The 24,695-nt window shown below is 65.6% G+C and carries 32 protein-coding genes and 1 tRNA gene; 32 read left to right on the top strand and 1 reads right to left on the bottom strand.

The window, feature by feature from the left end; translation table 11 throughout:
- The first annotated feature begins 18 nt into the window (after positions 1-18).
- From MRS60_RS01840 to tatC, 25 genes are all read left to right on the top strand, one after another.
- Positions 19-840: an ABC transporter ATP-binding protein gene (locus tag MRS60_RS01840; protein WP_006477138.1), complete on the top strand. Its 822-nt coding sequence runs from the start codon at positions 19-21 to the stop codon at positions 838-840.
- The gene (gene mlaE / locus MRS60_RS01845; RefSeq protein ID WP_034183642.1) at positions 837-1,604 is read left to right on the top strand and encodes a lipid asymmetry maintenance ABC transporter permease subunit MlaE; all 768 of its coding nucleotides are present in this window, start codon (positions 837-839) and stop codon (positions 1,602-1,604) included. The genes MRS60_RS01840 and mlaE overlap by 4 nt, the downstream gene beginning before the upstream one ends.
- A 24-nt stretch (positions 1,605-1,628) precedes the next feature.
- A complete protein-coding gene (gene mlaD, locus MRS60_RS01850; protein ID WP_034183643.1) occupies positions 1,629-2,189 on the top strand; it encodes an outer membrane lipid asymmetry maintenance protein MlaD in 561 nt (186 codons plus the stop codon).
- A gap of 31 nt (positions 2,190-2,220) precedes the next feature.
- Complete coding sequence (locus MRS60_RS01855) at positions 2,221-3,183, top strand: MlaA family lipoprotein (RefSeq protein WP_131947955.1); 963 nt, start codon at positions 2,221-2,223, stop codon at positions 3,181-3,183.
- Between the two features lie 111 nt (positions 3,184-3,294).
- Positions 3,295-3,924: an MlaC/ttg2D family ABC transporter substrate-binding protein gene (locus MRS60_RS01860; RefSeq protein ID WP_034183742.1), complete on the top strand. Its 630-nt coding sequence runs from the start codon at positions 3,295-3,297 to the stop codon at positions 3,922-3,924.
- Positions 3,921-4,196: an STAS domain-containing protein gene (locus tag MRS60_RS01865; RefSeq protein ID WP_174417397.1), complete on the top strand. Its 276-nt coding sequence runs from the start codon at positions 3,921-3,923 to the stop codon at positions 4,194-4,196. Before MRS60_RS01860 ends, MRS60_RS01865 begins: the two co-directional genes overlap by 4 nt.
- A gap of 192 nt (positions 4,197-4,388) precedes the next feature.
- The gene (locus MRS60_RS01870) at positions 4,389-5,315 is read left to right on the top strand and encodes an ABC transporter ATP-binding protein (protein ID WP_034183645.1); all 927 of its coding nucleotides are present in this window, start codon (positions 4,389-4,391) and stop codon (positions 5,313-5,315) included.
- Positions 5,312-6,067: an ABC transporter permease gene (locus MRS60_RS01875; protein WP_105391633.1), complete on the top strand. Its 756-nt coding sequence runs from the start codon at positions 5,312-5,314 to the stop codon at positions 6,065-6,067. The genes MRS60_RS01870 and MRS60_RS01875 overlap by 4 nt, the downstream gene beginning before the upstream one ends.
- A 55-nt stretch (positions 6,068-6,122) precedes the next feature.
- The gene (locus MRS60_RS01880) at positions 6,123-6,362 is read left to right on the top strand and encodes a BolA family protein (protein WP_006477131.1); all 240 of its coding nucleotides are present in this window, start codon (positions 6,123-6,125) and stop codon (positions 6,360-6,362) included.
- Positions 6,363-6,376: 14 nt separating this feature from the next.
- Entirely contained in the window at positions 6,377-7,726 is a 1,350-nt protein-coding gene (gene murA, locus MRS60_RS01885) for a UDP-N-acetylglucosamine 1-carboxyvinyltransferase (protein ID WP_243565137.1), read from the top strand.
- Positions 7,723-8,376, top strand: coding sequence for an ATP phosphoribosyltransferase (gene hisG / locus MRS60_RS01890; protein WP_034183648.1), 654 nt, complete (start codon positions 7,723-7,725; stop codon positions 8,374-8,376). Before murA ends, hisG begins: the two co-directional genes overlap by 4 nt.
- 24 nt (positions 8,377-8,400) lie before the next feature.
- Entirely contained in the window at positions 8,401-9,717 is a 1,317-nt protein-coding gene (hisD, locus tag MRS60_RS01895; protein ID WP_034183649.1) for a histidinol dehydrogenase, read from the top strand.
- Positions 9,718-9,847: 130 nt separating this feature from the next.
- Positions 9,848-10,921 (top strand): histidinol-phosphate transaminase, encoded by a 1,074-nt coding sequence (gene hisC, locus MRS60_RS01900; RefSeq protein WP_105391631.1) that lies wholly within the window; start codon positions 9,848-9,850, stop codon positions 10,919-10,921.
- Positions 10,922-10,986: 65 nt separating this feature from the next.
- On the top strand, positions 10,987-11,574 hold the full coding sequence (gene hisB, locus MRS60_RS01905) for an imidazoleglycerol-phosphate dehydratase HisB (protein WP_011546606.1): 588 nt from the start codon (positions 10,987-10,989) through the stop codon (positions 11,572-11,574).
- A gap of 61 nt (positions 11,575-11,635) precedes the next feature.
- Positions 11,636-12,256, top strand: coding sequence for a MarC family protein (locus MRS60_RS01910; RefSeq protein WP_034183651.1), 621 nt, complete (start codon positions 11,636-11,638; stop codon positions 12,254-12,256).
- On the top strand, positions 12,253-12,894 hold the full coding sequence (gene hisH, locus MRS60_RS01915) for an imidazole glycerol phosphate synthase subunit HisH (protein ID WP_175750211.1): 642 nt from the start codon (positions 12,253-12,255) through the stop codon (positions 12,892-12,894). Before MRS60_RS01910 ends, hisH begins: the two co-directional genes overlap by 4 nt.
- Before the next feature lie 163 nt (positions 12,895-13,057).
- Positions 13,058-13,813 carry a 1-(5-phosphoribosyl)-5-[(5-phosphoribosylamino)methylideneamino]imidazole-4-carboxamide isomerase gene (gene hisA, locus MRS60_RS01920; RefSeq protein ID WP_034183653.1) on the top strand — a complete coding sequence of 252 codons (756 nt, stop codon included), beginning with the start codon at positions 13,058-13,060 and terminating at the stop codon, positions 13,811-13,813.
- A gap of 107 nt (positions 13,814-13,920) precedes the next feature.
- A complete protein-coding gene (gene hisF, locus MRS60_RS01925) occupies positions 13,921-14,694 on the top strand; it encodes an imidazole glycerol phosphate synthase subunit HisF (protein WP_034183654.1) in 774 nt (257 codons plus the stop codon).
- Positions 14,694-15,110, top strand: coding sequence for a phosphoribosyl-AMP cyclohydrolase (gene hisI / locus MRS60_RS01930; protein WP_105391630.1), 417 nt, complete (start codon positions 14,694-14,696; stop codon positions 15,108-15,110). The genes hisF and hisI overlap by 1 nt, the downstream gene beginning before the upstream one ends.
- Positions 15,107-15,472 (top strand): phosphoribosyl-ATP diphosphatase, encoded by a 366-nt coding sequence (locus MRS60_RS01935; protein WP_006485344.1) that lies wholly within the window; start codon positions 15,107-15,109, stop codon positions 15,470-15,472. The genes hisI and MRS60_RS01935 overlap by 4 nt, the downstream gene beginning before the upstream one ends.
- Positions 15,473-15,543: 71 nt before the next feature.
- Complete coding sequence (locus MRS60_RS01940) at positions 15,544-15,936, top strand: DUF4870 family protein (RefSeq protein ID WP_034183656.1); 393 nt, start codon at positions 15,544-15,546, stop codon at positions 15,934-15,936.
- 31 nt (positions 15,937-15,967) lie between these two features.
- Positions 15,968-16,333 carry a histidine triad nucleotide-binding protein gene (locus MRS60_RS01945; RefSeq protein ID WP_034183657.1) on the top strand — a complete coding sequence of 122 codons (366 nt, stop codon included), beginning with the start codon at positions 15,968-15,970 and terminating at the stop codon, positions 16,331-16,333.
- Between the two features lie 94 nt (positions 16,334-16,427).
- The gene (tatA, locus tag MRS60_RS01950) at positions 16,428-16,658 is read left to right on the top strand and encodes a Sec-independent protein translocase subunit TatA (RefSeq protein ID WP_034183658.1); all 231 of its coding nucleotides are present in this window, start codon (positions 16,428-16,430) and stop codon (positions 16,656-16,658) included.
- Between the two features lie 26 nt (positions 16,659-16,684).
- On the top strand, positions 16,685-17,215 hold the full coding sequence (tatB, locus tag MRS60_RS01955; RefSeq protein ID WP_034183659.1) for a Sec-independent protein translocase protein TatB: 531 nt from the start codon (positions 16,685-16,687) through the stop codon (positions 17,213-17,215).
- Between the two features lie 41 nt (positions 17,216-17,256).
- Entirely contained in the window at positions 17,257-18,045 is a 789-nt protein-coding gene (gene tatC, locus MRS60_RS01960; protein WP_034183660.1) for a twin-arginine translocase subunit TatC, read from the top strand.
- Between the two features lie 193 nt (positions 18,046-18,238).
- On the opposite strand, the gene MRS60_RS01965 is transcribed toward tatC, so the two are convergent.
- The gene (locus MRS60_RS01965; protein WP_034183661.1) at positions 18,239-19,444 is read right to left on the bottom strand and encodes a S1C family serine protease; all 1,206 of its coding nucleotides are present in this window, start codon (positions 19,442-19,444) and stop codon (positions 18,239-18,241) included.
- 21 nt (positions 19,445-19,465) lie between these two features.
- Between MRS60_RS01965 and MRS60_RS01970 the strand changes: the two genes are divergently transcribed.
- The 7 genes from MRS60_RS01970 (at position 19,466) to MRS60_RS02000 (ending at position 24,607) form a co-directional block, all read left to right on the top strand.
- Entirely contained in the window at positions 19,466-20,212 is a 747-nt protein-coding gene (locus MRS60_RS01970; protein WP_034183662.1) for a Nif3-like dinuclear metal center hexameric protein, read from the top strand.
- A 218-nt stretch (positions 20,213-20,430) separates the two neighbouring features.
- Positions 20,431-21,051, top strand: a complete 621-nt coding sequence (petA, locus tag MRS60_RS01975; protein WP_034183663.1) for a ubiquinol-cytochrome c reductase iron-sulfur subunit — start codon at positions 20,431-20,433, stop codon at positions 21,049-21,051.
- Complete coding sequence (locus tag MRS60_RS01980; protein WP_105391628.1) at positions 21,051-22,433, top strand: cytochrome b; 1,383 nt, start codon at positions 21,051-21,053, stop codon at positions 22,431-22,433. The genes petA and MRS60_RS01980 overlap by 1 nt, the downstream gene beginning before the upstream one ends.
- A 21-nt stretch (positions 22,434-22,454) precedes the next feature.
- Positions 22,455-23,213 (top strand): cytochrome c1, encoded by a 759-nt coding sequence (locus MRS60_RS01985; protein ID WP_105391627.1) that lies wholly within the window; start codon positions 22,455-22,457, stop codon positions 23,211-23,213.
- 94 nt (positions 23,214-23,307) lie between these two features.
- A complete protein-coding gene (locus MRS60_RS01990; protein ID WP_006400565.1) occupies positions 23,308-23,919 on the top strand; it encodes a glutathione S-transferase N-terminal domain-containing protein in 612 nt (203 codons plus the stop codon).
- 71 nt (positions 23,920-23,990) lie between these two features.
- Entirely contained in the window at positions 23,991-24,512 is a 522-nt protein-coding gene (locus MRS60_RS01995) for a ClpXP protease specificity-enhancing factor (protein WP_243565138.1), read from the top strand.
- Between the two features lie 19 nt (positions 24,513-24,531).
- Positions 24,532-24,607, top strand: a tRNA-Thr gene (locus MRS60_RS02000).
- The last annotated feature ends 88 nt before the right edge of the window (positions 24,608-24,695 follow it).

The following is a 24,695-nucleotide window of genomic DNA, read 5'->3' on the forward strand; positions in this document are numbered from 1 at the left end:
AAAAGGACTGTCAGCTCCGTGAGCCCCACTCCTACCGAGACCCTGCTGGAACTTCGCGATGTCGACTTTGGCTACGGCGACCGCCTCGTCCTGTCCAACCTGAACCTGCGTTTCGGGCGCGGGCAGGTCGTCGCGGTCATGGGCGGGTCGGGTTGCGGCAAGACGACCGTGCTGCGCCTGATCGGCGGCCTCGTGCGCGCGCGCCGTGGCCAGGTGCTGTTCGACGGCGCCGATGTCGGCGCGCAAACGCGCGACGGCCTGTATGCGCTGCGCCGCAAGATGGGCATGCTGTTCCAGTTCGGCGCGCTGTTCACCGACATGTCGGTGTTCGAGAACGTCGCGTTCGCGCTGCGCGAGCACACCGACCTGCCCGAAGACCTGATCCGCGACCTCGTGCTGATGAAGCTCAACGCGGTCGGCCTGCGCGGCGCGCGCGACCTGATGCCGTCCGAGGTGTCGGGCGGGATGGCGCGCCGCATCGCGCTGGCGCGCGCGATCGCGCTCGATCCGCAGCTCATCATGTACGACGAACCGTTCGCGGGCCTCGATCCGATCTCGCTCGGCATCACCGCAAACCTGATCCGCACGCTGAACCAGGCGCTCGGCGCGACGTCGATCCTCGTCACGCACGATGTGCCGGAATCGTTCGCGATCGCCGACTACGTGTATTTCCTGGCCAACGGCGGCGTGCTCGCGCAGGGCACGCCCGACGAGCTGCGCGCGTCGACCGACCCGAGCGTGCGGCAGTTCATCGACGGCGCGCCGGACGGGCCGTTCAAATTTCATTACACGAGCCCGCCGCTTGCAGCGGATTTCGGGCTCGGCGGAGGGCGCGCATGATCAGCGCGATCGGACGTTACGTCATCGGCGGCCTCGAGCGCACGGGCTACGGCACGCGCCTGTTCGTGCGCCTCGTGCTGGAATTCTTCCCGCTGCTGCGCCGGCCGCGGCTTGTCACGAAGCAGATCCACTTCCTCGGCAACTATTCGTTCGTGATCATTGCCGTGTCGGGGCTGTTCGTCGGCTTCGTGCTCGGCCTGCAGGGGTATTACACGCTGAACCGCTACGGATCCGAGCAGGCGCTCGGCCTGCTGGTCGCGCTGTCGCTCGTGCGCGAGCTTGGGCCGGTCGTCACCGCGCTGCTGTTCGCGGGCCGGGCGGGCACGTCGCTCACCGCCGAGATCGGCCTGATGAAGGCCGGCGAGCAGCTCACCGCGCTCGAGATGATGGCGGTCGACCCGATCAAGACGGTGATCGCGCCGCGCATGTGGGCGGGCATCATCGCGATGCCGTTCCTGGCCGCGATCTTCAACGCGGTCGGCGTGCTCGGCGGCTACTTCGTCGGCGTCGTGCTGATCGGCGTCGATCCGGGCGCGTTCTGGTCGCAGATGCAGGGCGGGGTCGAGGTCTGGGCCGACGTCGGCAACGGCGTGCTGAAGAGCATCGTGTTCGGGTTCGCCGTGACCTTCATTGCGCTGTACCAGGGGTATGAAGCGAAGCCCACGCCCGAAGGCGTGTCGCGCGCGACCACCAAGACGGTCGTGTTCGCGTCGCTCGCCGTACTCGGCCTCGATTTCCTGCTGACCGCGCTGATGTTCAGCTAGGCCTCAGCCAAGCCATATTTTGGGATGACGATGAAAAAGACTGCTCTCGACTTCTGGGTCGGCCTGTTCGTGGTGGTGGGCTTCCTTGCGGTGCTGTTCCTGGCGCTGAAGGTCGGCAACATGAGCTCGCTGTCGTTTCAGCCGACCTATGCGGTGAGGATGAAATTCGACAATATCGGCGGGCTGAAGCCGCGTGCGGCCGTGAAGAGTGCCGGCGTCGTGGTCGGCCGCGTGAAGTCGATCGGCTTCGACACGAACACCTACCAGGCGCTCGTGACGATCGATGTCGACGGCCAGTATCAGTTCCCGAAGGATTCGTCGGCGAAGATCCTGACGTCGGGCCTGCTCGGCGAGCAATATATCGGCCTCGATCCGGGCGGCGACACCGAAATGCTGAAGGCAGGCGACACGATCACGATGACGCAGTCGGCGATCGTGCTCGAGAACCTGATCGGCCAGTTCCTGTACAGCAAGGCCGCCGATGCGGGCGGCGCGAAGCCGGCAGCCGGCGCGTCGGCCGCGCCCGCTCCGGTGGCGGTGCCGGCGTCCGCCGTGTCCGCTGCGTCCGGTTCGGCAGCGCAATAACCACACGAGAGAATACAAGAGGGGAATGACCATGCAGACGATCCGCATCAGGCACGCCGCGCTCGCGGTGGCGGCAGTCGCCGCGTTGAGCGGTTGCGCGACCGTGCAGACGCCGACCAAGGGCGATCCGCTCGAAGGCTTCAACCGGACGATGTACAAGTTCAACGACACGGTCGACACGTACGCGCTGAAGCCGGTCGCGCAGGGTTACCAGAAGGTCGTGCCGCAGCCGGTGCGCGACAGCGTGACGAACTTCTTCTCGAACATCGGCGACGTCTACGTCGCCGCCAACAACATCGTGCAGTTGCGGATCGCGGACGGCGTCGGCGACATCATGCGCGTCGTGATCAACACGGTGTTCGGCGTCGGCGGCCTGTTCGACGTCGCGACGATCGCGAAGCTGCCGAAGCACACGGCCGACTTCGGGGTCACGATGGGCCGCTACGGCGTGCCGTCGGGCCCGTATCTCGTGCTGCCGCTGCTCGGCCCGAGCACGGTGCGCGACACGGCCGGCCTCGGTGTCGACTACGTCGGCAACCCGCTGACCTATGTGAAGCCGGACGGCCTGAGCTGGGGCCTGTTCGGCGTGAATCTCGTCAACACGCGCTCGAACCTGCTCGGCGCGGGCGACGTGCTGGACGCCGCGGCGCTCGACAAGTATTCGTTCGTGCGCAACGCGTACCTGCAGCGCCGCCAGATGCTGATCGACAATGCGCGCGGCGAGGCAGGCTCGACGGCAAGCAACGACGCGCTGCCGAAGTACGACCTGCCGGACGACGGCGCGGCACCGGCGGCCGGCGCGGCCGGTTCGGCGGGTGCAGCGGCGGTGGGTGGTGCGGTGGCACCGGCGGGCGCATCGGGCACGGCGGTTGCTGCCCCGGCATCGGGCGCGGCCGTTTCGCCGAACCCGGCCAGCGAAACGAACGTGCCGGCGATGCAGGTGGCGCCGCCGTCTCCGGGCGGGTTCCGCTTCCCGAGCATCCGGCTGCACTGACGGATTTACATTCGTTACAGCCGGAAACGATTCAGTCGGTAGCGCGCGCGAACTTGCGCGTAAGCTACCTTCTCCAATCTTTGCATCGACTCATTCATGCAGGTCACTATGATGAAAAAACTGTTCCTGATCCCCGTTTTCGCGGCGCTGTTCTCGTTCGGCGGCGCAGCTCACGCGCAAGTCGACCAGTCGAACCCGCAGGCGCTGATCAAGACGGCGACGCAGCAAGTGCTCGACGAAGTCAAGCAGCAGACGATCAAGCAGGGCGACACCAATCGCATCATTACGATCGTCAACAAGGACATCCTGCCGTACACCGATTTCCGCCGCACCACGCAGCTCGCGATGGGCCGCAACTGGCGCACGGCGACGGCCGAGCAGCAGCAGCAGATTCAGGAGCAGTTCAAGCTGCTGCTGATCCGCACGTATTCGGGCGCGCTCGCGCAGCTGAAGCCGGACCAGCAGATCCAGTACCCGCCGTTCCGCGCGGATCCGGCCGATACCGACGTCGTGGTCAAGACGGTCGCGATGAACAACGGCCAGCCGGTCCAGATCGATTACCGCCTGTACAAGTCGTCGAACGGCTGGAAGGTGTATGACCTGAACGTGCTCGGCGCGTGGCTGATCCAGACGTACCAGCAGCAGTTCAACGAGAAGATCCAGCAAAGCGGCGTGGACGGCCTGATCCAGTTCCTGACGCAGCGCAACCAGCAGCTTGCCTCCGGCAAGCAAGCGTCGTGAGCGGCTTCGAAGCCGGCTCCTCGCTGACCGTCGCGAGCGCGAAGTCCGCGCTCGCGGACGGTCTTGCGCGCGTCGGCGCGGGTGCGACCGCCGTCGATTGCGCGGCGCTGACGCAGTTCGATTCGTCCGCGCTCGCCGTGCTTCTTGCATGGCAACGCGCCGCCAAATCGCGCGGCGCGACCCTCGACATCCTCAATCTCCCCCCGAAGCTCGCCAGCCTCGCGCGCGCCTATGGCGTCGACGCGCTCATCGAAGGCGCCGAGCGACATTGACGCTGTCCGACCGGAGCCTGCCGCGCCAGCCGGCGCGCGCAAGCTTCGGGCCGCGCGCCTTCTGCGCCGGCTCCACCAGCCGGTTTGCCCTATAATCAAGCGTTTTGCGGGGCAGCCAATCGGCGTCCGGCCCCCATTTTCTTTCGCAGCAAGCACAGAATAGGCGTCGCGGCCATTGCGTCGCGCACAGTCATGTCAGCCATAGAAATCCGTCATGTCAAGAAGCGCTACAAGTCGCTTCAGGCGCTCAAGGGCGTCAGCCTGTCGGTCGAGGAAGGCGAGTTTTTCGGTCTGCTCGGCCCCAACGGCGCAGGCAAGACCACGCTCATCAGCATCCTCGCCGGGCTTGCCCGGGCCGACGAAGGCAGTATCTCGGTGCTTGGCCACGACGTCGTCAAGGACTTCCGTGGTGCGCGCCGCGCACTCGGCGTCGTGCCGCAGGAACTCGTTTTCGACCCGTTCTTCACCGTCCGCGAGACGCTGCGCATCCAGTCCGGCTATTTCGGGCTGCGTCGCAACGACGACTGGATCGACGAAGTGATGGCCAATCTCGACCTCACCGAGAAGGCCGATGCGAACATGCGCGCGCTGTCGGGCGGGATGAAGCGCCGCGTGCTCGTCGCTCAGGCGCTCGTGCACCGGCCGCCGGTGATCGTGCTCGACGAGCCGACCGCCGGCGTCGACGTCGAATTGCGCCAGACGCTGTGGAAATTCATCTCGCGCCTGAACCGCGAGGGTCACACGATCGTGCTGACCACCCATTACCTCGAGGAAGCCGAGTCGCTGTGCGACCGCATCGCGATGCTGCGCCGTGGCGAAGTGGTCGCGCTCGACCGCACCGACGCGCTGCTGCGCCGCTTCGCGGGGCTGCAGCTCTACCTGCGCCTGGCGACCGGCGCGCTGCCGGCCGAGCTGCGCGGGCTGGAGACCGATCCGGCCGCACGCGCGCCGGGCGAGCACCTGCTGCGCCTCACGAGCTACGACGATGTCGAACGCATCCTCGCGCAGTGCCGCGCGGCGGGCTGCACGTTCGACGAGATCGAGGTCCGCAAGGCCGACCTCGAGGATGTGTTCGTCCAGGTGATGAACGGGGCCGAGGTGATCGAGGGTCTGGCATGAGCGGTTTTCAAACGCTGTTCTACAAGGAACTGCTGCGCTTCTGGAAGGTGTCGTTCCAGACCGTGTGCGCGCCGATCGTGACGGCGCTGCTGTATCTGACGATCTTCGGCCACGCGCTGTCGGGCCGCGTCGAGGTGTATCCGGGCGTCGAGTACGTGAGCTTTCTCGTGCCGGGCCTCGTGATGATGAGCGTGCTGCAGAACGCGTTCGCGAACAGCTCGTCGTCGCTGATCCAGTCGAAGATCACCGGCAACCTGGTGTTCATGCTGCTGCCGCCGCTGTCGTACCGCGACATCTTCGGCGCGTACGTGCTCGCGTCCGTCGTGCGCGGGCTCGCGGTCGGCGCGGGCGTATTCGTCGTGACGATCTGGTTTATCCCGATGCATTTCGCGGCGCCGCTGTTCATCATTGCGTTCGCGCTGCTCGGCTCGGCGATCCTCGGCACGCTCGGCTTGATCGCCGGGATCTGGGCCGAGAAGTTCGACCAGCTCGCCGCGTTCCAGAACTTCCTGATCATGCCGCTGACGTTCCTGTCCGGCGTGTTCTATTCGACGCACTCGCTGCCGCCCGTGTGGCGCGAGATCTCGCGTCTCAATCCGTTTTTCTACATGATCGACGGCTTCCGCTTCGGGTTCTTCGGCGCGTCCGACATCAACCCGTTCGCGAGCCTCGCGATCGTTGCCGGTTTCTTCGTGCTGCTCGCGATGGTCGCGATGCGGCTGCTCGCGACCGGCTACAAACTGCGTCATTGATATCGACAGGCAGCGGCCGCCCCGGGGCGGCGCGCGCCGACAGGAGCCTTACACCATGTTGCCGACTCCCGAACAGGTCAAGCAATACATCGCCGGCGGCCTCGCCTGCACGCATCTGGAAGTCGAAGGCGACGGCCAGCATTTCTTCGCGACGATCGTGTCGGCGGCCTTCGAAGGCAAGCGGCCGATCCAGCGGCACCAGCTCGTCTATGCGGCGCTCGGCGATCGCATGAAGCAGGAAATCCACGCGCTCAGCATGAAGACGCTGACGCCCGCCGAATGGCAGAACGCATAACCGGAATTCACTGAGTGCAAGTCACCGTCAACGAGCGCGACGCCGTCCAGAGCGTCGCCACGGCACACCCGGCCGCCAACGGGGAATTGCAGGGACATGGGATGGACAAGCTCGCGATCGAAGGCGGCCGCCGCCTGTCCGGCGAGATCGTCGTGTCGGGCGCGAAGAACGCCGCACTGCCGATCCTGTGCGCGGGGCTGCTCACCGCCGATCCGGTCGATCTCGACAACGTGCCGAACCTCAAGGACGTGCGCACCACGCTGAAGGTGCTGAACCAGATGGGCGTGAAGAGCGAGACCGACGGCTGCCGCGTGCAGCTCGACGCGTCGCGCGTCGACAACCTCGTGGCGCCGTACGAGCTCGTGAAGACGATGCGCGCGTCGATCCTGGTGCTCGGGCCGCTGCTCGCGCGCTTCGGCGAGGCGAAGGTGTCGCTGCCGGGCGGCTGCGCGATCGGCGCGCGTCCGGTCGACCAGCACATCAAGGGCCTGCAGGCGATGGGCGCCGAGATCAGCATCGAGCACGGCTTCATCGAAGCGCGCGCGAAGCGCCTGAAGGGCGCGCGCATCGTGACCGACATGATCACGGTGACGGGGACGGAAAACCTGCTGATGGCCGCGACGCTCGCGGACGGCGAAACGGTGATCGAGAACGCGGCCCGCGAACCGGAAGTGAGCGATCTCGCACACTTGCTGGTCGGGATGGGCGCGAAAATCGACGGCATCGGCACCGATCGCCTCGTGATCCAGGGCGTCGAGCGCCTGCACGGCGCGCGCCATTCGGTGATTCCCGACCGCATCGAGGCCGGCACGTTCCTGTGCGCGGTCGCGGCGGCGGGCGGCGACGTGATGCTGACGGGCGTGCGCCCGAATATCCTCGACGCGGTGATCGACAAGCTGCGCGAAGCCGGCGTATCGATCGAGGAAGGCGACAGCTGGCTGCGCGTGAAGATGGACCGCCGGCCGTCGGCGGTGACGATCCGCACGTCGGAATACCCGGCGTTCCCGACCGACATGCAGGCGCAGTTCATGGCCCTCAATACGGTCGCGACGGGCACCGCGCAGGTCGTCGAGACGATTTTCGAGAACCGCTTCATGCACGTGCAGGAGCTGAACCGGCTCGGCGCGAACATCACGATCGACGGCAACACCGCGCTCGTGACGGGCGTCGAGAAACTGTCGGGCGCGAACGTGATGGCGACCGACCTGCGCGCGTCGGCGAGCCTCGTGATCGCCGGGCTGCGTGCCGACGGCGAAACGATCGTCGACCGCATCTATCACCTGGACCGCGGTTACGACCGCATGGAAGCCAAACTGACCGCCGTCGGCGCGAACGTGCGCCGCCTCTCCGGGAGCCAAGCATGAGCGTGCCGCTGACCCTCGCCCTGTCGAAGGGCAGGATTTTCGAGGAAACCCTGCCGCTGCTCGCCGCAGCCGGCGTGCAGGTGGCCGAGGATCCGGAAACGTCGCGCAAGCTGATCCTGCCGACGACCGACCCGAACCTGCGCGTGATCATCGTGCGCGCGAGCGACGTGCCGACCTATGTCGAATACGGCGCGGCCGATTTCGGCGTGGCCGGCAAGGACGTGCTGGTCGAGCACGGCGGCTCGGGCCTGTACCAGCCGATCGATCTGAACATTGCGCGCTGCCGGATGTCGGTGGCCGTGCCGGCCGGTTTCGACTACGCGAACGCGGTGCGCCAGGGCGCGCGCCTGCGGGTCGCGACGAAGTACGTCGAAACCGCACGCGAGCATTTCGCGGCGAAGGGCGTGCACGTCGACCTGATCAAGCTGTACGGCTCGATGGAGCTCGCGCCGCTGGTCGGCCTGGCCGACGCGATCGTCGACCTCGTCAGCTCGGGCGGCACGCTGAAGGCGAACAATCTGGTCGAGGTCGAGGAGATCATGGCGATCTCGTCGCGCCTCGTCGTGAACCAGGCTGCGCTGAAGTTGAAGCGCGCGGCGCTCAAGCCGATCCTCGACGCGTTCGAACGCGCGTCGCAGAATGGCGGTTGAGCGCATCACCGTAACGGAACTCCCATGGCCATCACCATCCGCAAACTCGATTCGACGAGCGACGGCTTCGACGCCGCGCTGCGTGCGGTGCTCGCATTCGAAGCGAGCGAAGACGAGGCGATCGAGCAATCGGTCGCGCAGATACTCGCCGACGTGAAATCGCGCGGCGACGCCGCGGTGCTCGAGTACACGAACCGTTTCGACCGGCTGAACGCGGACAGCGTCGCCGCGCTCGAACTGCCGCAGGATGAACTGCAGACGGCGCTCGACGGCCTCGCGCCGAAGGCGCGCGCGGCGCTGGAAGCGGCCGCGGCGCGTGTGCGCGCGTACCACGAGAAGCAGAAGATCGAGTGCGGCACGCATAGCTGGCAATACACGGAAAGCGACGGCACGGTGCTCGGTCAGAAGGTCACGCCGCTCGACCGCGTCGGCCTGTACGTGCCGGGCGGCAAGGCCGCGTATCCGTCGTCGGTGCTGATGAACGCGATTCCCGCGCGCGTCGCGGGCGTCGGCGAGATCGTGATGGTCGTGCCGACGCCGGACGGCGTGAAGAACGACCTCGTGCTCGCCGCGGCGCTGCTCGGCGGCGTCGATCGCGTGTTCACGATCGGCGGCGCGCAGGCGGTCGGCGCGCTCGCGTACGGCACGGCAACGGTGCCGCCCGTCGACAAGATCTGCGGGCCCGGCAATGCATACGTCGCGTCGGCGAAGCGCCGCGTATTCGGCACGGTCGGCATCGACATGATCGCGGGGCCGTCGGAAATCCTCGTGCTGTGCGACGGCACGACCGATCCGAACTGGGTCGCGATGGACCTGTTTTCGCAGGCCGAGCACGACGAACTCGCGCAGTCGATCCTGCTGTGCCCGGACGCCGCGTTCCTCGAGCGCGTCGAGAAGGCGATCAACGAGCTGCTGCCGTCGATGCCGCGCCAGGACGTGATCCGCGCGTCGCTCGAAGGCCGCGGCGCGCTGATCAAGGTGCGCGACATGGCCGAGGCATGCCGGATCGCGAACGACATCGCGCCCGAGCACCTGGAAATCTCGGCGCTGGAGCCGCAGCAATGGGGCCAGCAGATCCGCCACGCGGGCGCGATCTTCCTCGGCCGCTACACGAGCGAGAGCCTCGGCGACTACTGCGCGGGCCCGAACCACGTGCTGCCGACGTCGCGCACCGCGCGCTTCTCGTCGCCGCTCGGCGTGTACGACTTCATCAAGCGCTCGAGCCTGATCGAGGTCAGCGCCGAAGGCGCGCAGACGCTCGGCGAGATCGCGTCCGAACTCGCGTACGGCGAGGGGCTGCAGGCGCACGCGAAGAGCGCCGAGTTCCGGATGAAGGGGTAACCCGCGCGTTCTGCGCGGGGCCGGGGCGGGCGCCGACGCGCCGCCCCCGGTTGAGGAGACGCAGCGCAGGGCGGCAGCCGCCGCCTTGCCGACCATTTGATGCCGGCGCGACGCACGCCGGCTTGAAACCATGACGACGCCACAAGACATCATCCGCCGCGACGTGCTCGCGATGACGAGCTACCCGGTGCCGGACGCGAGCGGGTTCGTGAAGCTCGACGCGATGGAGAACCCGTATCCGCTGCCCGAACCGCTCGCCGCGGCGCTCGGCGAGCGTCTCGCGCAGGTCGCGCTGAACCGCTATCCGGCGCCGCGCCCGGCCGCGCTGCTCGACAAGCTGCGCCACGCGATGGGCGTGCCGGCCGCATGCGACGTGCTGCTCGGCAACGGGTCGGACGAAATCATCAGCATGATCTCGGTTGCGTGCGCGCAGCCGGGCGCGAAGGTGCTCGCGCCGGTGCCGGGCTTCGTGATGTATGAACTGTCCGCGAAGCTCGCGCAGCTCGAATTCGTCGGCGTGCCGCTGAAGGCCGACCTGACGCTCGACGTCGACGCGATGCTCGCGGCGATCGCCGAGCACCGCCCGGCGATCGTCTATCTCGCGTACCCGAACAACCCGACCGGCACGCTGTACGACGATGCCGACGTCGAGCGGATCGTCGCGGCCGCGCGGCACAGCCTGATCGTGATCGACGAGGCGTACCAGCCGTTCGCCGAGCGCTCGTGGCTGCCGCGCGCCGCCGAATTCGACAACGTCGTCGTGATGCGCACGGTGTCGAAGCTCGGCCTCGCGGGCATCCGCCTCGGCTATCTGGTCGGGCGGCACGCATGGCTGACCGAATTCGACAAGGTGCGTCCGCCTTACAACATCAACGTGCTGACCCAGGCGACCGCCGATTTCCTGCTCGACCACCTCGACGTGCTCGACGCGCAGGCGGCCGAACTGCGCGCGGAACGCACGCGCCTCGCGCAGGCCGTGGCCGCGCTGCCGGGCGCGACGGTGTTCCCGAGCGCCGGCAATTTCCTGCTGGTGCGCGTGCCGGACGCGGCCGCCGTGTTCGATGCGCTGCTCACCGAGCGGGTGCTGGTCAAAAACGTGAGTAAAATGCATCCGTTACTGGCCGAATGCGTGCGGCTGACCGTCGGTTCTCCCGACGAAAACGCCCGCCTGCTGGCCGCTTTGAAACTCGCGCTGCCCGGTTGAGCCCAGGGCGCGGCGGCGCGCGACGATCAATCCCCATTTACATCAGACTCAATCAAGGAATTGCCATGCGTGTGGCGGAAGTCGTTCGCAATACCAGCGAAACGCAGATCCGTGTGAAGCTCGATCTCGACGGCACCGGCCGGCAGAAGCTGGCCACCGGCGTGCCGTTTCTCGACCATATGCTCGACCAGATCGCGCGACACGGTCTGGTCGATCTCGAGGTCGAAGCGCATGGCGACACGCATATCGACGACCACCACACGGTCGAGGATGTCGGCATCACGCTCGGGCAGGCCGTCGCGAAGGCGATCGGCGACCGCAAGGGCATTCGCCGCTACGGCCATTCGTACGTGCCGCTCGACGAGGCGCTGTCGCGCGTCGTGATCGACTTCTCGGGCCGGCCGGGCCTCGAATTCCACGTGCCGTTCACGCGTGCGCGGATCGGCACGTTCGACGTCGACCTGTCGATCGAATTCTTCCGCGGTTTCGTGAACCACGCGGGCGTCACGCTGCACATCGACAACCTGCGCGGGATCAACGCGCACCATCAGCTCGAGACGGTGTTCAAGGCTTTCGGCCGTGCGCTGCGCGCGGCGGTGGAGCTGGACGAGCGTGCGGCGGGGCAGATCCCGTCGACGAAGGGCAGCCTCTGAACTTCCGAACGGACGGACGCCAAGGACAACCTCACGGCTTCGGCGCGCGCGCCGGCTTGCGATGGATCTGCTCAAATCGTTCATTTCGCTGCTTGCGCTGATCAATCCGATCGGCGCGGTGCCGTTCTTCCTGAGCCTGACGGCGCAGCAGACGGACATCGAGCGGCGCCGCACGATCCGGATCGCGTCGGTGTCGGTGTTCTGCGTGATGACGGTGACGACGCTGCTCGGGCAGCAGATCATCGACTTCTTCGGCATTTCGGTCGGCTCGCTCGAAGTGGGCGGCGGGATCATCATGCTGCTGATGGCGATCAACATGCTGAACGCGCAGATCGGCAACACGCGATCGACGCCGGAGGAGCGCCACGAGGCCGAGCTGAAGGACAACATCGCGGTCGTGCCGCTGGCGATTCCGCTGCTCACGGGCCCCGGCTCGATCAGCACGGTGATCATCTATGCGGCGAACTCGCGTCACTGGTATGAGCGGGCGGGGCTGATTGCGATCGGCGCGGTCCTGGCTTTGCTGTGTTTCGTCGCGATGCGGCTCGCCGAGCCGATCGCGAACTGGATCGGCCGCACGGGCATCAACATCGCCACGCGGCTGATGGGTCTGATGCTGTCGGCGCTGGCGGTGGAATTCATCGTCAATGGACTGAGGGCGCTACTGCCTGCACTGAGATGAAAACTTCGATTGCGATTGTGGATTATGGGATGGGTAACCTGCGCTCGGTCGCGCAGGCGCTCAAGAAGGCCGAACCGGCCGCCGACGTGGCGATCGTCGACACGCCGGCCGCGATTCGCGCGGCCGACCGCGTCGTGCTGCCCGGCCAGGGCGCGATGCCCGACTGCATGCGCTGCCTCGGCGAATCGGGCCTGCAGGAGGCCGTGATCGAGGCGTCGCGCACGAAGCCGCTGCTCGGCGTGTGCGTCGGCGAGCAGATGCTGTTCGACTGGAGCGCGGAGGGCGACACGAAGGGCCTCGGCCTGCTGCCGGGCAAGGTCGTGCGCTTCGAACTCGACGGCCGGCTGCAGGACGACGGCTCGCGCTTCAAGGTGCCGCAGATGGGCTGGAACCGCGTGCGTCAGACGCAGCCGCACCCGCTGTGGGACGGCGTGCCCGACGACGCGTATTTCTACTTCGTGCACAGCTATTACGTGACGCCGGACAACCCGGCGCATACGGTCGGCGAAACGGCCTACGGTGCGCCGTTTACGTCCGCGGTCGCGCGGGATAACCTCTTCGCGACCCAATTTCACCCCGAGAAAAGCGCGGAGGTCGGGTTGCGTCTGTATCGCAACTTCGTACACTGGAAACCGTGAACGTCGCGTGCGTGCCACAATCGGCGGGCCGGAGAGGCCCGTCTTGCGGGGCTCGCGCGCCTAAGCGCCGAAAGAGTTGTACTAAACTAGCGAGACGGCGCGGTACCGGATTGGCCGGTACGCGCCGGATTCTTTTCTTCCTCCACGACGATACCCGATTGCTATGTTGCTGATTCCGGCCATCGATCTCAAAGACGGTCAGTGTGTGCGCCTGAAACAGGGCGATATGGACCAGGCCACGATTTTCTCCGAGGACCCGGCGGCGATGGCCCGCAAATGGGTCGATCTCGGCGCCCGGCGGCTCCATCTGGTCGACCTGAACGGCGCGTTCGCCGGCAAGCCGAAGAATCTCGAGGCGATCGAAGCGATCCTCGACGAAGTCGGCGATGAAATCCCCGTACAGCTCGGCGGCGGCATCCGCAGCCTCGAGACGATCGAGAAGTATCTCGACGCGGGCCTGTCCTACGTGATCATCGGCACGGCGGCCGTGAAGGATCCGGGCTTCCTGCAGGACGCATGCACCGCGTTCGCCGGCAACATCATCGTCGGGCTGGATGCGAAGGACGGCAAGGTCGCGACCGACGGCTGGAGCAAGCTGACGGGCCACGAAGTGATCGATCTCGCGCAGAAGTTCGAGGACTACGGCGTCGAGTCGATCGTCTACACGGACATCGGCCGCGACGGGATGCTGCAGGGCATCAACATCGAGGCGACCGTGAAGCTTGCGCAGGCGGTCGGCATTCCGGTGATCGCGAGCGGCGGCCTGTCGAACCTCACGGACATCGAGAACCTGTGCGAAGTGGAAGAGCACGGCGTCGAAGGCGTGATCTGCGGCCGTGCGATCTACTCCGGCGATCTCGATTTCGCGGCCGCGCAAAAGCGCGCGGACGAACTGAACGGCGAGCTCGACAACGCGTAAGCGCGGTTGTCCCGTTCGCCGGGGCTGCCCGCAGGGCGGCCCCGACCGGAAGCCTCGCGCGAGGCTTCCGTAACCGGCCGTCCCATCGCGGCATTTGGCGCAACATCATGGCTCTAGCTAAACGCATCATCCCCTGCCTGGACGTGACCGCCGGGCGTGTCGTCAAGGGCGTCAATTTCGTCGAGCTGCGCGACGCGGGCGACCCCGTCGAAATCGCCCGCCGTTACGACGACCAGGGCGCCGACGAACTGACGTTCCTCGACATCACCGCGACGTCCGACCAGCGCGACCTGATCCTGCCGATCATCGAGGCGGTGGCGTCGCAGGTGTTCATTCCGCTGACCGTCGGCGGCGGCGTGCGCGCCGTCGAGGACGTACGGCGCCTGCTGAACGCGGGCGCGGACAAGGTCAGCATGAATTCGTCGGCGGTCGCGAACCCGCAACTCGTGCGCGACGCGGCCGACAAGTACGGCTCGCAGTGCATCGTCGTCGCGATCGACGCGAAGCGCGTATCGGCCGACGGCGAGACGCCGCGCTGGGAAGTGTTCACGCACGGCGGCCGCAAGGGCACGGGCCTCGACGCGATCGAATGGGCGCGCAAGATGGCCGAGCTCGGCGCGGGCGAGATCCTGCTCACGAGCATGGACCGCGACGGCACGAAATCGGGTTTCGACCTCGCGCTCACGCGCGGCGTGTCGGACGCGGTGCCGGTGCCGGTGATCGCATCGGGCGGCGTCGGCTCGCTGCAGGATCTCGCGGACGGCATCAAGGATGGCCGTGCCGACGCGGTGCTGGCCGCGAGCATCTTCCACTACGGCGAGCACACGGTCGGCGAGGCGAAGCGCTTCATGGCCGACCAGGGCATCCCGGTGAGGCTGTGATGAATACGGAAACGAAATCCCTGCCCGCGTGGCTCGACAAGGTCCGCTGGGACGACCACGGCCTCGTGCCGGTGATCGCACAGGAAGCATCGACGAACGACGTGCTGATGTTCGCGTGGATGAACCGCGAGGCGCTGGCGAAGACGATCGAGACGCAGCGCGCGGTCTACTATTCGCGCTCGCGCAAGCGCCTGTGGTTCAAGGGCGAGGAGTCGGGCCACGTGCAGCACGTGCACGAGGTGCGGCTCGACTGCGACGAGGACGTCGTGCTGCTGAAGGTCGAGCAGGTGTCGGGCATCGCGTGCCACACCGGCCGGCATTCGTGCTTCTTCCAGAAATTCGAGGGCACCGTCGACGACGGCGACTGGGTCGCGGTCGAACCGGTGCTGAAAGATCCCGAACACATCTACAAATGACGCAATCGACCGAAGACACGCTGCTGCGCCTCGCGGCCGTGATCGATAGCCGCAAGGGCGGCGACCCCGATCAATCGTACGTATCGCGCCTGTTCCACAAGGGCGACGACGCGGTGCTGAAGAAAATCGGCGAAGAGGCGACGGAAGTCGTGCTGGCCGCGAAGGACGTGCGCCAGGGCGGCGCGCCGACCGCGCTCGTCGGCGAGGTGGCCGACCTGTGGTTCCACTGCCTCGTGATGCTGTCGCACTTCGACCTGAGCCCGGCCGACGTGATCGCCGAGCTCGAGCGCCGCGAAGGGTTGTCGGGCATCGAGGAGAAGGCGCTGCGCAAGCGCCGCGAGCGCGAGGAAAACGGCGGGTGACACGCATCGGCCCGCCGCGGTGGCGACAGTGCGGTAAGCTGTAAGAATTGTCATCTAACGGGGGTAGCATCATGACCGATACGCCAAGCCAGTTTCCGCCGCCGTCGGTGCCGGGGGCCGCGGACGCCGAACGCCTGAACGGGTTGCGCACGCTGACTCACGTGCTCTATGGCCTCTATGCGTTTCATTGGCTGACGGGCGGCGTCACGGGCATCATCGCGATCATCATCAACTACGTGAAGCGCGGCGATGTGGCCGGCACGCCGTACGCCGATCACTTCGAGTGGCAGATCCGCACGTTCTGGCGCGCGCTGATCGCCTATGTGATCGGGTTCGCGCTGGCGTTCGTGGTGGTCGGATTCGCAGTGATGTTTGTCACATGGATTTGGACGCTGTACCGTATCATCAAAGGTTGGCTGTACCTGAACGACAACAAGACGCTCGATCCGCAGGCGTGGTTCTGACCGGCCGCGGCGGGCGTTTCGCAGGAGCAACATGAGTCACGATCCGAATTGCCTGTTCTGCAAGATCGCGGCAGGCGAGATCCCGAGCACGAAGGTGCACGAGGACGACGAATTCGTCGCGTTCCGCGACATCCGCCCGGCGGCCGAGACGCACGTGCTCGTGATTCCGCGCCGGCACCTGCCGACGCTGTCGGCGGTGAGCGACGGCGATGCGCCGATGCTCGGCCGGCTGATGTTGTTCGTCGCGCGCCTCGCCGACCAGCTCGGCGTCGCGTATACGGGAGGCGAAACCGGTTTTCGCACGGTGATCAACACGGGCCCCGGCGGCGGGCAGGAGGTTTACCACCTGCACGCGCATATCCTGGCCGGCCCGCGTCCGTGGCATCGGATGGGTTGACGGCGCGGGGCGTTTTCCCCGCATCGATAGTCGAAGCCGGCGCGTCGCCGGCGATTTGCGCCGCGCAGCGGCGTGGTTGAGGAGAGGTTTCATCATGGGTGGATTGAGCATTTGGCACTGGCTGATCGTGCTGCTGATCGTCGCGCTGGTTTTCGGTACGAAGAAGCTGCGCAACATCGGCAACGATCTCGGCAGCGCGGTTAAGGGCTTCAAGGACGGCATGAAGGAAGGCGAAACGCCGGCCGACGCGCAGCAACTGCCGCGCTCGGGCTCGGTCGACGTCAACGCGAAGGAAACGACGCGTTCCGATTCGAACAAGGCGTAACGCCGGCACGCTGACAGGCATTCGCGATGCTGGATCTCGGTCTTACGAAGATGGCGCTGATCGGCGTCGTCGCGCTCGTGGTGCTCGGCCCCGAGCGCCTGCCGCGCGTCGCGCGTACGGCAGGCGCATTGTTCGGCCGCGCGCAGCGGTACATCAACGACGTGAAGGCCGAGGTCTCGCGCGAAATCGAACTCGACGCGCTGCGGACGATGAAGACCGATTTCGAGTCGGCCGCGCGCAATGTCGAGACGACGATTCACGACAACCTGCGCGAGCACGAGAAGGAACTGAACGACACGTGGCATTCCGCGGTCGGCGGTCTTAACGACGCTTCCGGCGATGCCGGGTCGTACGGTTCCGATACGCCGGCGGCGCCGTCGTGGCGCGGCAGTACGGCCGCGCTCGCGCCGAAGCGCCGCAACTGGCGTGTCAAGCAGGCGGCGACGCCTGTCTGGTACAAGCGCGCGATCACCCGCCGCACGCACGTGCAGTCGGGCGCCGCGCGTGTCGCGCGCCACCAGCCGGCCAGCCTGCGCCGGCCGACGCGCTTCTTCTGAGTCGAGCGCATGCTCGCTCGTCAATCCTACCGAGGGCCGGTGTGAGCGACCCCCAGCAGAACCCGGGCGACGCCCCGGAAGAAACCTTCATTTCCCATCTCGTCGAGCTTCGCGATCGCATCATTCGCGCGGGGCTGGCCGTGATCGTCGTGTTCCTCGGGCTCGTCTACTGGGCGCCCGACATCTTCAAGCTGCTCGCGCGGCCGCTGATGCAGAACCTGCCGAAGGACGGCAAGATGATCGTCACCGACGTCACCGGCTCGTTCTTCGTGCCGATGAAGGTCACGATGCTCGTCGCGCTCGTGATCGCGCTGCCGGTCGTGCTGTACCAGATCTGGGCGTTCGTCGCGCCGGGGCTGTACCAGCACGAGAAGAAGCTCGTCGTGCCGCTCGTCGGCAGCAGCTACTTCCTGTTCCTGTGCGGGATGGCGTTCGCGTACTTCTTCGTGTTCCCGACGATCTTCCGCGTGATGGCGCACTACAACGCGCCGCTCGGCGCCGAGATGACGACCGACATCGACAACTATCTGAGCTTCGTGCTCGGGATGTTCATCGCGTTCGGGGTCACGTTCGAGGTGCCGATCGTCGTCGTGCTGCTCGTCCGGATGGGCGTGCTGACGGTGAAGAAGCTGAAGGAGATCCGGCCGTACGTGATCGTCGGCGCGTTCGTCGTCGCCGCGGTCGTCACACCGCCGGACGTGTTCTCGCAACTGATGCTCGCGCTGCCGCTGATCGTGCTGTACGAGGCCGGGATCCTGGCCGCGCGGTTCTTCGTACCGAAGAAGCGGGCCGAAGAGGGCGAGGCGGAGAACGGCGAAGCCGCGAGTTGACGACGGTGCGCCGGGCGGCGCGCGGCGGATGGCCTTCTTCCGGCCATGCCTGTGCGGCCCGGTGGCGTTGTGGGCGGGAAAGCGGGCGTTGAAGCCATGTCCGCGGCAACAAGGTCTTCGATGCAAAGCAAAAGGGCAGCCACCGGCTGCCCTTTTGCGTTTCCGTTCACGGTCGGCACGCCGACCGTGAACGTCATTCGGTATCGCTGTCCTGTTCGTCGAGCGCCTGCTTCGGCGGCGGCGGGCGCTTGCCGATCACGACGTTCACGTCGAACTCCTTGCCCTTGCGCACGACGTGCACCTTGGTCGGCGTGCCCGGCTTGATCTGCGCGACGACGTTCAGCAGCTTCGTCGTATCGGTGATTTCCTCGCCGTTGACCGTGACCAGGATGTCGCCCGGCTTGATGCCGGCCTTGTCGGCCGGGCCGCCCTGCAGCACGCCCGCGACGATCGCGCCCGATTTCTGCTGGAGCCCGAACGACTCGGCGATCTCCGGCGTGACGTCCTGCGGCTCGACGCCGATCCAGCCGCGCGTGACCGAACCCGTCGTGATGATGCTTTCGAGCACGGTGCGCGCAGTCGATACCGGAATCGCGAAGCCGATGCCGAGCGAGCCGCCCGAGCGCGAGTAGATCGCCGTGTTGATGCCGAGCAGGTTGCCGTTCACGTCGACCAGCGCGCCGCCCGAGTTGCCGGGGTTGATCGGTGCGTCGGTCTGGATGAAGTTCTCGAACGTGTTGATGCCGAGGTGGTTGCGGCCGAGCGCGCTGATGATCCCCATCGTAACCGTCTGGCCGACGCCGAACGGGTTGCCGATCGCGAGCACGACGTCGCCGACCCGCGACTGGTCGGAGCGGCCGAGCGTGATCGTCGGCAGGTTCGTCATGTTGATCTTCAGCACGGCGAGGTCGGTCTCGGGATCGCTGCCGATCACCTTCGCGGTGGCCGTGCGCCCGTCGGCGAGCGCGACCTCGATCTGGTCGGCGCCGTCCACGACGTGCTGGTTCGTTAGAATGTAACCTTCAGGGCTCACGATAACGCCCGAGCCGAGGTTGGCTGCCGGTTCGTCCTGCTGCTTGCGGGCGTTGCGGTCGCCGAAGAAGTAGCGGAACAGCGGATCTTTCGCGCGCGGGTCGGGCGGCAGCGAGCCGTCCTTGCTGGAGAATACGTTGACGACGGCCGGCATCGCCTTCTGCGCGGCTTCGGCGTACGACGTGGTCGCCGGCGCGCCGCCGATGCCCGGCGCGACTTCCCGCAGCGCAACGATCGGCGTCGCGAGCTGCTTGCCGAGCTGTCCTTGCCGTTGCAGCCATTGCGGCTTGAGCGTCACGACGATGAACATCAGCGCGAGCAGCACGGTAACCGCCTGCGCGAAGAACAGCCAGAAGCGTCTAAGCATCTGAATGGATTAGAGGTTTATATGGATCGGATCGAACTTGAATTGTACTTGAACAATACCCTTGAAACCGCGCGCTTCAAGGACTATTGCCCGAACGGTCTCCAGGTCGAAGGGCGCCGCAAGATCGAGAAGATCGCCACCGGCGTGACGGCGTCGCTCGCGTTCCTCGAAGCCGCGCTCGAATGGGGGGCAGATGCCGTGCTCGTCCATCACGGCTATTTCTGGCGCAACGAGGCGCCGCAGATCACGGGCCGCAAGTACCAGCGCCTGAAGCTGCTGCTCGCGAACGACCTGAACCTGTTCGCGTTCCACCTGCCGCTCGACGCGCATCCCGAATTCGGCAACAACGCGCAGCTCGGCGAGAAGCTCGGGCTGATCGGCGAGCAGCGTTTCGGCGACGGCGACCTTGGCTGGATGGCGACGCTGCCGATGCCCGTCACGCTCGAGCACTTCGTCGCGAAGGTCGAGCGCACGCTCGGCCGCACGCCGCTCGTGTTCGGCGATCCGGACCTGCAATTGCGCCGCATCGCGTGGTGCACGGGCGCCGCGCAGAGCTATTTCGACGCGGCGATCGACGCCGGCGCGGACGTGTTCCTGACGGGCGAGGTGTCCGAATACGTGACGCACACGGCCGCCGAAAGCGGTGTCGCGTTCGTTGCGGCAGGGCACCATGCGACCGAACGTTACGGAATCCAGGCGCTTGGCGCCCACTTGTCGGAAGAATTCGATCTCGAACACCTTTTTATCGATATTCATAATCCGGTCTGAACGCCGGATTTGCGGCAGCGCATCGAAATTCCGAAATGTAGCAGGCGCTTAAAAGAGGAATGATTTAATCGCTCCGGTAGTGGGGGATAACCCTTAACTATCAAACACTTCGAAGGGATTTTCATCTCCGGGCCTTGTAAATGACGACTCCATTCGAGCAAACTAGCGGCGGAATGGAAAGTCGTGACGGAAAATCCAACTCAGAAGTGGGGCGTGTGATGCGAGACAAGGAAGAGAAACGCGTCGACAGCGGCCGCCGTACCTGGCTGATTGCGACATCCGTAGCAGGTGGCGTGGGAGGCGTAGCCACCGTCATACCTTTCGCGGCGTCGCTTGCGCCGTCCGCGAAAGCGAAAGCGGCCGGTGCACCGGTCGAGGTCGACATCAGCAGCCTGAAGCCCGGCGAGATGGTCACCGTGCCGTGGCGCGGCAAGCCCGTCTGGATCCTGAATCGCACCGATTCGATGCTGGCCGACGTGGTCAAGGCCGACAAGGAAGTGGCCGATCCGACCACGAAGTCCCCGTATTCGATGCCGTTGCCCGCGTATTGCGCGAACGAATATCGCGCGCGGACCGATCGCAAGAACATTCTCGTCGTGATGGCCGTATGTACGCACCTCGGCTGCACGCCTAGCCAACGCTTCACGCCGGGGCCGCAGCCGAACCTGCCGGACGACTGGCCGGGCGGTTTCCTGTGCCCGTGCCACGGTTCGACCTACGACCTCGCCGGCCGTGTGTTCAAGAACAAGCCGGCGCCTCAGAATCTCGACATCCCGCCCTACATGTTCACGTCGGCGACGACCCTCGTGATCGGCAAGGACGAGAAAGGAGAAGCGTGATGGCCGCCGACAACAAGGAAGTCTCCACGACAGGTCTCACCGGCTGGATCGACCAGCGCTTCCCGCTCACGTCCACGTGGAAGAAGCACGTTTCCGAGTACTACGCGCCGAAGAACTTCAACTTCTGGTACTTCTTCGGCTCCCTCGCGCTGCTCGTGCTCGTCAACCAGATCGTCACGGGCATCTTCCTGACGATGAACTACAAGCCCGACTCGACGCTCGCGTTCGCGTCGGTCGAGTACATCATGCGCGAGGTGCCGTGGGGCTGGCTGATTCGCTACATGCACTCGACCGGTGCGTCGATGTTCTTCGTGGTCGTCTACCTGCACATGTTCCGCGGGCTGCTGTACGGGTCGTACCGCAAGCCGCGCGAGCTCGTGTGGATCTTCGGCTGCGCGATCTTCCTGTGCCTGATGGCCGAGGCGTTCTTCGGCTATCTGCTGCCGTGGGGCCAGATGTCGTTCTGGGGCGCGCAGGTGATCGTGAACCTGTTCTCGGCGATCCCGTTCGTCGGCCCGGACCTGTCGCTGTGGATTCGCGGCGACTACGTCGTGTCCGACGTCACGCTGAACCGCTTCTTCGCGTTCCACGTGATCGCGATTCCGCTGGTGCTGGTCGGCCTCGTGATCGCGCACCTCGTCGCGCTGCACGAAGTGGGGTCGAATAATCCGGACGGCATCGAGATCAAGGCGAAGAAGGACGAGAACGGCATTCCGCTCGACGGCATTCCGTTCCATCCGTACTACTCGGTGCACGATTTCCTCGGCGTGTGCGTGTTCCTGATGGTGTTCGCGCTGATCGTGTTCTTCTCGCCGGAGATGGGCGGCTACTTCCTCGAGGCGAACAACTTCGTCCCGGCGAACCCGCTGCAGACGCCGCCCGAGATCGCGCCGGTCTGGTACTTCACCGCGTTCTACGCGATGCTGCGCGCGACCACCGACCCGTTCAAGCTCGTGCTGATGATCGTGATCGCGGTGCTCGGCGTGCTTGCGCTGATCCGCGCACGCGGCAAGTGGAAGGCCGGGCTGCCGGTGCTGGCCGCGGCGATCGTCGTGTTCATGTACCTGACGGAGTCGAAGTTCTGGGGCGTCGTCGTGATGGGCTCGGCGGTGATCACGCTGTTCTTCCTGCCGTGGCTCGACCGCAGCCCGGTGAAGTCGATCCGCTACCGGCCGCTGTTCCACAAGGTGTTCCTCGGGATCTTCGTCGCGGCGTTCCTGACCCTCGCGTTCCTCGGCACGCGGCCGCCATCGCCGGCTGCGACGCTGATCGCGCAGGCCTGCGCGCTGATCTACTTCGCGTTCTTCCTCGGCATGCCCGTCTGGACGCCGCTTGGCACGTTCAAGCAGCCGCCGGAGCGGGTGCGCTTCAAGCCCCATTAACGTGAGCGAGGAGAGAACGACATGAAGAAACTGCTTTCGACACTCGCGCTTATCGGGGCGACCGCGTGTGCGCTGCTGGCGGCGCCGGCCGTGCGGGCGGAAGGTAATTTTCCGCTCGACCGGGCGCCCGATAACACGGAAAATCTCGTTTCGCTTCAGCACGGCGCGCAATTGTTTGTAAACTATTGCCTGAACTGCCACAGCGCGAACCTGATGCGCTACAACCGTCTGACGGATCTGGGCATATCCCAGAAGGAGATCGAAACGAATCTCCTGTTCACGACCGACAAGGTCGGGAACACGATGTCCGTCGCGATGCGGCCCGAAGACGCGAAGAACTGGCTCGGCACCTCGCCGCCCGACCTGTCGGTCGTGGAGCGCGCGCGCGGCCGCGACTGGCTGTATACGTATCTGCGGAGTTTCTACCGCGACGATACGCGGCCGACCGGCTGGAACAACGCGGTGTTCGAGAACGTCGGCATGCCCCATGTATTGTGGCAACTGCAGGGGCAGCGCATTGCCAAATTCGAAGACAAGACGGACGAGGAGACGGGCGAGAAGGTCCACACGCTCGTCGGCTTCCAGCAGGTCACGCCGGGGACGCTGTCGTCGCCGGACTACGACGCTGCGGTTGCCGACCTGGTGGCCTATATGACATGGATGTCCGAGCCGGCCCAGCAGACCCGCAAGCGCCTCGGCGTGTGGGTGCTGGTCTTTCTCGGTGTCCTGACTTTCCTGGCCTGGCGGCTCAATGCCGCGTACTGGAAAGATATCAAGTAAACACGCCTGACCGGCGTGGGGCCGGCGCAACGCGGAACCCGTGAAAGGGGTTTCGCCGCGTGCCGGCCCTCGGCTTTTTTGAGGAAACGCAAATATGATGGTTCTGTATTCCGGCACAACTTGCCCGTTCTCCCAGCGTTGCCGGCTGGTGCTGTTCGAGAAGGGCATGGACTTCGAAATCCGTGACGTCGACCTGTTCAACAAGCCGGAAGACATTTCGGTGATGAACCCGTACGGTCAGGTGCCGATCCTGGTCGAGCGCGACCTGATCCTGTACGAATCGAACATCATCAACGAGTACATCGACGAGCGCTTCCCGCATCCGCAACTGATGCCGGCCGACCCCGTGCAGCGCGCACGCGCACGCCTGTTCCTGCTCAACTTCGAGAAGGAGCTGTTCGTTCACGTCAGCACGCTCGAGAATGAGAAGGGCAAGGCAGCGGAGAAGAATCACGAGAAGGCACGCCTCGCGATCCGCGATCGCCTGACGCAGCTCGCGCCGATCTTCGTGAAGAACAAGTACATGCTCGGCGAGGAGTTCTCGATGCTCGACGTCGCGATCGCGCCGCTGCTGTGGCGTCTGGATCACTACGGCATCGAGCTGTCGAAGAACGCTGCGCCGCTGATGAAGTACGCGGAGCGGATCTTCAGCCGTCCGGCCTATATCGAAGCACTGACGCCGTCCGAAAAGGTCATGCGTCGTTGATGATGCAATGAAGGCAAGACGGAGCGGGCGGCGCGGCGTGCCGCGCGCCCGCTCCGGGTTCGAGGATTGTGATGCAAGAGATTTCAACGAAGCCTTATCTGCTGCGCGCGTTGTACGAGTGGTGCACCGATAACGGTTACACGCCGCATATCGCGGTGAGGGTCGACAACTCGACGCGCGTGCCGCGTCAGTTCGTGCGTGACGGCGAGATCGTGCTCAACATCAGCTTCGAGGCGACGAGCCAGTTGCAGATGGGCAACGAGTGGATCGAGTTCACTGCCCGGTTCTCCGGGAAGGCGCACAAGATCGAGATTCCGGTTGCCAACGTGCTCGCGATCTATGCGCGCGAGAACGGGCAGGGGATGGCGTTCCAGGTCGATGCGGTCGCGGGCGAAGGTGAGGATTCGGGCACGTTCGACGAAGACGCTGTGCAGGCGGATGACGTGCAGCGCGACGAATCGTCGGCCACGCTGACGCCGGTCGCCGACAGCGGCGCGAACGAGGAACCCTCCGAAGGTGCCGACGAACCGCCGAAAACCGACGGCGACGGCTCGAAAGGCGGCAGCAGACCTCGCCTCAAGATCGTGAAATGAGGTAGAATCTCGCGCTTACGCCGGCTTAGCTCATCTGGTAGAGCAGTTGATTTGTAATCATCAGGTGGCGGGTTCGAGTCCTGCAGCCGGCACCATATTGAACGAAGGGCCGGGAGATTTATTCTCCCGGCCCTTTGTCTTTTCTGCTTCGCAAGGCGACATATGTGACGTCGGCCGCATGCC

It is taken from the genome of Burkholderia pyrrocinia, from assembly GCF_022809715.1.
In the GTDB taxonomy this organism is placed as follows: Bacteria; Pseudomonadota; Gammaproteobacteria; order Burkholderiales; family Burkholderiaceae; genus Burkholderia; species Burkholderia pyrrocinia_C.